The 7,687-nt window shown below is 74.2% G+C and carries 8 protein-coding genes; 3 read left to right on the plus strand and 5 right to left on the minus strand.

Going from position 1 to position 7,687, the window contains the following annotated elements; all coding sequences use genetic code 11:
* Positions 1-77 precede the first annotated feature (77 nt).
* Together AB0M52_RS26950 and AB0M52_RS26955 are read left to right on the plus strand one after the other, a co-directional pair.
* Positions 78-1,619 carry a RecQ family ATP-dependent DNA helicase gene (locus AB0M52_RS26950; RefSeq protein ID WP_363959218.1) on the plus strand — a complete coding sequence of 514 codons (1,542 nt, stop codon included), beginning with the start codon at positions 78-80 and terminating at the stop codon, positions 1,617-1,619.
* A 104-nt stretch (positions 1,620-1,723) separates the two neighbouring features.
* Complete coding sequence (locus tag AB0M52_RS26955; RefSeq protein WP_363959193.1) at positions 1,724-2,227, plus strand: hypothetical protein; 504 nt, start codon at positions 1,724-1,726, stop codon at positions 2,225-2,227.
* Between the two features lie 88 nt (positions 2,228-2,315).
* Here the strand turns inward: AB0M52_RS26955 and AB0M52_RS26960 are convergent, their stop codons facing one another.
* Positions 2,316-3,080, minus strand: coding sequence for an ABC transporter permease (locus AB0M52_RS26960; RefSeq protein ID WP_363959196.1), 765 nt, complete (start codon positions 3,078-3,080; stop codon positions 2,316-2,318).
* A complete protein-coding gene (locus tag AB0M52_RS26965) occupies positions 3,073-4,038 on the minus strand; it encodes an ATP-binding cassette domain-containing protein (RefSeq protein ID WP_363959199.1) in 966 nt (321 codons plus the stop codon). Before AB0M52_RS26965 ends, AB0M52_RS26960 begins: the two co-directional genes overlap by 8 nt.
* 95 nt (positions 4,039-4,133) lie before the next feature.
* Here AB0M52_RS26965 and AB0M52_RS26970 point away from each other — a divergent pair, with 95 nt between their 5' ends.
* Positions 4,134-4,913 (plus strand): TetR/AcrR family transcriptional regulator, encoded by a 780-nt coding sequence (locus AB0M52_RS26970; RefSeq protein ID WP_363959202.1) that lies wholly within the window; start codon positions 4,134-4,136, stop codon positions 4,911-4,913.
* A gap of 73 nt (positions 4,914-4,986) precedes the next feature.
* Here the strand turns inward: AB0M52_RS26970 and AB0M52_RS26975 are convergent, their stop codons facing one another.
* The 3 genes from AB0M52_RS26975 to AB0M52_RS26985 are packed head-to-tail and all read right to left on the minus strand — an operon-like array spanning position 4,987 to position 7,599.
* A complete protein-coding gene (locus tag AB0M52_RS26975; protein WP_363959205.1) occupies positions 4,987-5,970 on the minus strand; it encodes a DNA topoisomerase IB in 984 nt (327 codons plus the stop codon).
* Positions 5,954-6,907 carry a glycosyltransferase family 9 protein gene (locus tag AB0M52_RS26980; protein ID WP_363959208.1) on the minus strand — a complete coding sequence of 318 codons (954 nt, stop codon included), beginning with the start codon at positions 6,905-6,907 and terminating at the stop codon, positions 5,954-5,956. The genes AB0M52_RS26975 and AB0M52_RS26980 overlap by 17 nt, the downstream gene beginning before the upstream one ends.
* The gene (locus AB0M52_RS26985) at positions 6,904-7,599 is read right to left on the minus strand and encodes an SDR family oxidoreductase (protein ID WP_363959211.1); all 696 of its coding nucleotides are present in this window, start codon (positions 7,597-7,599) and stop codon (positions 6,904-6,906) included. The genes AB0M52_RS26980 and AB0M52_RS26985 overlap by 4 nt, the downstream gene beginning before the upstream one ends.
* Positions 7,600-7,687 lie beyond the last annotated feature (88 nt).

Raw genomic sequence — 7,687 nt, forward strand, 5'->3', positions numbered from 1 at the left:
TGTCAGACGGAAACCGAGGCGCTGGGGAGGCGAGCCGTGGACGGCAGCGAGACCTGCGCCCCAACCAGCTGGCCGCGATGCGGGCCGTGATGAAGCGGCGCGACGCCCTGGTGGTGCTGCCCACCGGCGCCGGCAAGTCGGCGATCTACCAGATCCCGGCCAGCCTGATCCCCGGCCCGACGGTGGTGATCTCACCGTTGCTCGCCCTGCAACAGGACCAGATCGCCGCGCTCAACGAGCGGCAGCGACCCGAGCTGCGGGCGGTGCGGATCAGCTCGGACGAAACGCCGGCCCAGCAGGCCGAGGCGATCGCCGAGATCCGCGACCGGCGGGCCGAGTTCCTGTTCATCACCCCGGAACAGCTGGCCAACCCCGACCGGCTGGCCGAGGTGCGCGCACTCGGGCCGGCCCTGATGGCGATCGACGAGGCGCACTGCATCTCCGCCTGGGGACACGACTTCCGCCCGGACTACCTGGCGCTCGGTCAGCTCATCGACGACCTGGGCCGGCCACCGGTGGTCGCGCTGACCGCCACCGCCTCCCCGCCGGTACGCGACGACATCGTCGCCCGGCTGCGGCTACGCAAGCCCGAGATCGTGGTGTCCGGACTGGACCGGCCCAACCTCTTCCTCGAGGTGGCGCACTGCCCCACCGAGGACTACCGGTGGCGACGGCTGATCGCGTTGCTGCGCGAGGACAACCGGCCGGGCATCATCTACGTGCCCACCCGCCGAGCGGCGGAGGAACTGGCCGATCGCCTCACCGACGCCGGCTTCCCCGCGCACCACTACCACGGCGGGATGCCGAGCACCGCCCGCACCAGGCTGCACGAGGCCTTCCTCGCCGACCGGGTGCCCATCATGGTGGCGACCTCGGCGTTCGGCATGGGCATCGACAAGCCGAACATCGCCTGGGTGGTGCACATGGCGCTGCCCGACTCGCCGGACAGCTACTTCCAGGAGATCGGCCGGGCCGGGCGGGACGGCCAGCCGGCCCGCGTACTGCTGCTGTGGCAGGCCGAGGACGTCGGGTTGCAACGCTACTTCAGCGGCGGGCTGCCCGACGTCACCGAGCTACGCGACCTGGCCGCGCTGCTGCGCCGCGCGCCCACCACCAAGAAGGAACTGCGCGAGGTTACCGGGCTGGGCCCGCGCAAGCTCGGTCAGTTCCTCGCCCTGCTGGAACAGGTCGGCGCCGCGCAGTCCCAGGCCGGACAGCGGGTCGGCGCGCCGCGCTACTCCCCCACCCCGGTGGACGCCGCCGCGGCGGCGGTGGCCGAGGCCGAGCGGCAGCAGACCCTGACCCGCTCGCGTACCGACATGATGCGGGCCTTCGCCGAGACCAGCGCCTGCCGGGGACAGGCGTTGCTGGCCTACTTCGGCGAGCAGATGACCGCGATCTGCGGGCACTGCGACAACTGCCATGCCGGCACCAGCGCGGCCGACGACGGCGCGGTGGGACCGTTCCCCGTGCACAGCCAGGTCCGGCATCCGGAGTGGGGCGCGGGACTGGTGCTCAGCTACGAGGAGGGCCGGATGACGGTGCTGTTCGACGAGGTCGGGTACAAGACGCTGTCGGTCAGCGTGGTGTCCGAACAGGGGCTGCTGGTACTCGACTAACCTGGGTCGGCCGCGCCGCGGCTCAGCTGGATATGGCCGCCGCGCAAGCGGACGAGGCGCGCGGCTCGGTGAGGACGTGGACGACGAGCGGGAGGGACACAGCCGTGATCGAAGAACCGGCGTACACCGGTTTCGGTTTCTCCGACGAGGAATGGGGGCTGCTGGTCGGCCTGCCGCAGTCGGTGCTCACCGCGGCGAGCGCCGCCGAGTCCGACGGCACCCGGGCGACGATGGCCGAGAGCGCCGCCGGCCTGGAGACCATTTCCGCCGGCCGGGAGTCGGCCAGCCCGCTGGTGGCGGCGGTGGCTGGGGAGCTGGTGGCCCGGGTGGGCGACCCGGAAACCGGTGAGGAACTGCCGGCCATCGCGCCCGACGACCCGCGGTCCTACGCCGAGGACGTGCTGGGCCGGGCGAAGGCGGCGTCGGCGCTGCTGGCGGCCAAGGTGGACGAGGGCGAGGCCGGCGCGTACCGGCACTGGCTGGTGGAGATCGCCGATCAGGTCGTCGGCGCCGCCGCGAGCGGCGGCATCCTCGGTCTGGGCGGCAGCGTGGTCACCGCCTCGGAGCGGCGGTTCCGCGACCGGCTGGCGCAGGTCCTCGACGACTGACGGGTGTGTGTCGACGGCCTTGCGGGCCCTCGACACACACCCGGCGGGTACGGCGGCACCCCCCGGAGCCGCCGTACCCGCATCCGACTCAGGCGATCCGGCGTCGGAACAGCACCGCGGAGAGCACCACCGCGAGGGCCAGCAGACCGAGGCACCAGGCCGCCGCCCGGGCCGGCGCCGAGCCGACCGGGGTGTCCAGCAGCAGCCCGCGCAGGGACTCGATGACCGGCGTGACGGGCTGGTGCTCCGCGAAGCCGCGCAGCCAGCTGGGCATGGTCTCGACCGGCACGAAGGCGCTACTCGGGTACGGCAGGAACATCACCAGGAAGGTGTAGCCGCTGGCCGCCTCGGGGGTACGGGCCAGCAGGCCGAACGCGGCCGAGAGCCAGGACACCGCCAGCAGGAACAGCAGCAGCACCCCGGCGGCGGCCAGCCAGCGCAGCGGTGCGACGGCCGGCCGGAACCCGATGGCGACGGCGACCGCCAGCACCAGGGCCGTGGACACCGTGTTGCGTGCCACGCTCGCCAGCACGTGCCCGGCGACGATCGAGGTGGCGCCGACGTCCATCGTGCGCAGCCGCTCGATCATGCCGTTGGTCAGGTCGGTGGTGACGCTGACCGCGGTGCCCGCCGCACCGAATCCAGCGCAGAGCAGCAGTACGCCGGGCACGACGTAGGTCACGTACGCGGAGCCGGTGTCGATCGCCCCGCCGAAGAGGTAGACGAACAGCAGCATCAGGATCACCGGCAACAGCAGCGAGGTGAGCAGCGCGTCCACGTTGCGCCGGGAAAGCCGGACGCAGCGGCCGATCATCACCGCGGCGTGCGTCCGCCGGACGGTCAGCTCAGACATTGGCCACCTCCGGTCGCGCGGTCACCGGATGTCCGGTGAGGGTGAGGAAGACGTCGTCGAGGGTCGCCTCCCGGACGGTGAACCGGACCACCCCGTGCCGGTCCGGATCGACCTCGTCGAGCAGGCTGCGTACCTGTGGCGCGCTGCCGTCGGTGGCCACCGAAAGCTCCAACCGGGCCGGATCGCGGTGGGTCGTCCGGTCACCCAGCCGACGCTCCGCGTCGGCGAAGCCGGCCGCGTCACGCCAGACCAGCTCCAGCCGCTGCGCCCCGAACCGGCTCTTGAGCTCGGCGGCCGTCCCCTCGGCGGCGAGCCCGCCGTGGTGCAGCACCGTGATCCGGTCGGCGAGCCGGTCGGCCTCCTCCAGGTACTGCGTGGTGAGCAGCACGGTCACGCCGGCCCCGGCGAGCTCGCCGATCACCTCCCACAGCCCCTGCCGACTGCGCAGGTCGAGACCGGTGGTGGGCTCGTCCAGGAAGATCACCGACGGGGTGCCGACCAGGCTGGCCGCCAGGTCGAGGCGCCGCCGCATCCCACCGGAATAGGTCACCACCCGCCGGCCGGCGGCGTCGGTCAGGTCGAAGCGCTCCAGCAGCGTGGTGGCGCGGTCGCGGGCCGCCGGCCCGGACAGCCCGGACAGCCGGGCCAGCATGGTCAGGTTCTCGGCGCCGGTCTGCCCGTCGTCGAGGGCCGCGTGCTGGCCGGCGAGGCTGATCGTCCGCCGCACCCGCCGCCGCTCGCGCACCACGTCGTGACCGGCGACCCGGGCGCTGCCCGAGTCCGGCCGGGTCAGCGTGGCCAGGATCCGCACCGTGGTGGTCTTGCCCGCCCCGTTCGGACCCAGCAGAGCGTGCACACCGCCGGTGGGCACCCGCATGGTCAGGCCGTCGAGGACGACGAGATCACCGAAAGACTTGCGCAGGTCGACCAGTTCGACCGCTGGCGGCCCGTTCACCATAATCACCCTCCGTTATCTGCGTATGGCATACGCTTTAATGCGTAGACCATACGCAGAAGCTAGGATGGCGGTCAAGACCGGCCTGGGAGGTGTGGGTGGACAGCCCCGACGTCGAGCTGCCTGAGAACGTCGAACTGCCCGAGAGCATCGCGCTCGCCTGGGGGCTGCGCGACCGCCCCAGCCGGGGCCCGAAACGCAGCCTCAGCCTGGAGCAGGTGGTGGCCGCGGGAATCCGGGTCGCCCAGGCCGAGGGGCTCCCGGCGTTGTCGATGAGCCGGGTGGCCAGCGAGCTGGGCGTGGCGACGATGTCGCTCTACCGGTACGTGCCGACCAAGCAGGACCTGCTCGACCTCATGACCGACCGGGCGTTCGGGCCGCCGCCACAGCCGCGTGCCCCCGGTGAGGGCTGGCGGCCGGCGCTGACCCGCTGGGCCGAGGGGAACCTCGCCGCGCTGCGCCGGGAGCCCTGGATCCGGCACGTGCCGATCAGCGGCCCACCGATCAACCCGAACTCGGTGCGCTGGCTGGAGTACGGGCTCGCCGCGCTGCGCGGCACCGGCCTGCGCGGCACCGAGCGGATCTCCACCATCATGCTGGTCAGCGGGTACACCCGCAGCTGGGCCAACACCACCGCCGATCTCGCCGAGGCCGCGGCCCGCACCGGGCAGACGCCCGACCAGGTGGGCCAGCACTACTGGCAACACCTGGCCCTGCTCACCGCCTCCGGCCCGTACCCGGCGATCCACGAACTGCTGACCGAGGCGGACGACGAGGAGGAGGACTACTACGACGCGGAGTGGCGGTTCGGCCTCGGCCGGGTGCTCGACGGCGTCGAGACACTGATCCAGGCCCGCACCGCCGCCGCCCAGCCATGACGCCGCCCGGCGCGGCCACCCACGGCCCAGCCCGCTCCTTCCGGCCCGCACGGCACGGCCGCCCCCGGCGCGGTCAGGCCCGCTCCAGCAGGGTCAGCACCGCCCGCTCGGCCTGCTCCCGGGAGATGTCCCCGGCCACCGGCGCCACCACCCCGTCGTGGAACAGGTCGACCACCCGAGGGTCCACGTAGGACGCCCGCGCCACCGTCGGGGTGTTCCCGAGCAGATCGGCCACCTGCCGCATCACCGCCACCACCGCCCGCCGCCGGGCCGTCACCGAGCGGGGCGACCCGAGCACGGCCAGCTCGGTCGCCGCGCGTACCGTCGCGTGCCAGGTACGGAAGTCCTTCGCGGTCATCTCCCCGCCACTGGCCTCACGCAGGTACTCGTTGACCTCGTCGGCGCGGACGTCCCGCCAGTCGCGCCCGTCCCAGTAGCCGAACAGCCGGTCCGCCGCCCGCCGCCGGCGGCGCAGGTTGGTCAGCACCTGGCACAGCTCGGGGTCGGAGACCAGCCGTACCTGCTCGACGCCGCCCTTGGCCGGGAACTCGAAGACCACGCAGCCCTGCCGGGACCGGGCGTGCTCGGGGCGCAGGGTGGCCACGCCGAACGTCGGGTCGTCGCCGGCGGCGTACTGGTCGCTGCCGACACGGAAGGTGCCCATGTCGAGCAGCCGGGTCACCGTGGCCAGCACCCGCTCGCGACGCAGCCCCCGCCCGGCCAGGTCCTGGCCGACCCGCTCGCGCAGCACCGGCAGCCGGCGGGCCACCTCCAGCACGTGGTCGAACTTCGCCTCGTCCCGCCGCTGCCGCCAGACCGGGTGGTAGAGGTACTGCTTGCGGCCGGCGGCGTCGACGCCGGTGGCCTGGATGTGCCCGTTGGGGTACGGCGAGATCCAGACCTCGCGCCAGGCGGGCGGGATGACCAGCGCCCGCAGCCGGGCCAGCTCGTCGCGATCGCGGACCGGCTCGCCACGCGGGTCCAGGAACGACCAGCCCGGACCCCGCCGGCGCCGCTCGTATCCCGGCCGACCCGGATCGCTACGCCGCAATCGCACGGTCCGCCCGCACCGCTCGTTCCACCTCGTCGACGGCGGCCAGCACCTCGTCGAGCCCGATGGCGGCCATCGTGGGATGGCTGCCGCTCCCGTCCCAGCTCGACCCCGCCCCCGGCCCGACCCAGAGCACCCGATGCCGCCGGCGCTCCGGCGGCGGCCCCCACCGGGTGGGCGGGACCGGTCCGAAGAGCACCACCGACGCGGTGCGGTAGCCGGTGGCCAGGTGCGCCACCCCGGTGTCCCCGCTGACCACCAGTCGGGCGTCCGCCACCAGGGCGGCCAGCTGGGCGAGGTCGGTCCGGCCGGCCAGCACCGCGCCGTCCGGCAGCCCGGCCTCGGACGCGACCCGCGCGGCGACGACCCGCTCCGGCCCGCTGCCGGTCAGCACGACCCGGTGCCCCCGCGCGGTCAGCTCCCGGGCCAGCGCGGCGTACCGCCCGGCCGGCCAGCACTTGGCGGGGACCTTCGAGCCGGGGTGCAGCACGGTGACGCCGCCGGGCATGGTCCCCGCCCCCGGGCGACGCAGGTCCAGGTCGGTCGGGTCGGCAGCGATGCCGTACCCGGCCAGCAGCCGGCACCAGCGCGTCACCTCGTGCTCGTCGTCGTCCCAGTCCGGGCCGTCGCCGTGCCCGGCGGCGGCGTTGGCGAAGGCGAGCAGCCGGGCGGGACGGGTGGCGGCGAGCAACCGGTGCGACTCCGGGCCCCGACCGTGCAGGTTGACCGCGACCTCGACCGGCCCGGCGGGCCGATCCAGCCGGTCCAGCCCGTCGGTGGGCAGCAGCCGGTCCACCCCGCCGACCAGCTCGACCAGCGGCCCGAGCCAAGCCGGCGCGGCGAGCACCAGATCCCGGTCGGAGTACGCCGCCCGCAGCGCCCGCAGCGCCGGGACCCCGGTGGCGAGGTCACCGACGCCCAGCGCACGCAGCGCCAGGATCATGGGTACGACGTCTCCTGCTCGGCGCAGACCACCAGCTCGCGTACCGCGCAGCCGGCGGGCTGGGACAGCGCGAACATGACCGCGGCCGCGGTGTCCGCCGGGTCGTTGAGGATCGCGTCCGGGCCTGGGCGGTACTGCGGATCCCGTTCGTCGAAGAAGGCGGTCCGCATCCCGCCCGGGATGAGCAGGGTGACGCCCACCGTCCCGGCCAACTCGGCGGCGAGCGCCCGGGTGAACCCGACCACGCCGAACTTCGCCGCGCAGTACGCCGTCGCGTCGCTGACCGCCTTCACCCCGAGGGTGGAGGCCACGGTCACCACGGTGCCCTGGGACGCCGCCAGGAACGGCAACGCGGCCCGGATCACCGCGGCGGTGGCCAACAGGTCGACCATGACGATCCGGTCCCACGTCTCGCCGGGCACATCGGCCAGCCGGCCCGGCACGTCGATGCCGGCGGCGGTGACCACGCCGTCCAGTCCACCCGCGCGCTCGGCGAGCCGGCGGGTTGCCTCCTCCGCCGCCCGGGTGTCGGCCAGGTCGCACTCGACCCAGGGCACGCCGTCGCCCGGCGCCTGTCGGTCCAGCACCAGGGGCCGCCCGCCGGAGCGGGCCACCGCCGCCACCACCGCGGCACCCAGCCCGCTCGACCCGCCGGTGACCAGCACGGTCCGCCCGGTGCCCGGCGCGCTCACTGCGCAGACTCTTCCTGTCGGCGGTCTCGTCGGGCACCGTGTCTGGTGCCGGCGATTTCGGGTCGTCGGCGCACCTGGTCCCCACCGG

It is taken from the genome of Micromonospora sp. NPDC051296 (assembly GCF_040682255.1).
GTDB lineage: Bacteria > Actinomycetota > Actinomycetes > Mycobacteriales > Micromonosporaceae > Micromonospora > Micromonospora craterilacus.

Bases quoted from the DNA above. Each gene is read 5' to 3' on its own strand.
- AB0M52_RS26950 (WP_363959218.1), top strand. From the start codon at position 78: ATGCGGGCCGTGATGAAGCGGCGCGACGCCCTGGTGGTGCTGCCCACC.
- AB0M52_RS26960 (WP_363959196.1), bottom strand. From the start codon at position 3,080: ATGTCTGAGCTGACCGTCCGGCGGACGCACGCCGCGGTGATGATCGGC.
- AB0M52_RS26965 (WP_363959199.1), bottom strand. From the start codon at position 4,038: ATGGTGAACGGGCCGCCAGCGGTCGAACTGGTCGACCTGCGCAAGTCT.
- AB0M52_RS26980 (WP_363959208.1), bottom strand. From the start codon at position 6,907: ATGATCCTGGCGCTGCGTGCGCTGGGCGTCGGTGACCTCGCCACCGGG.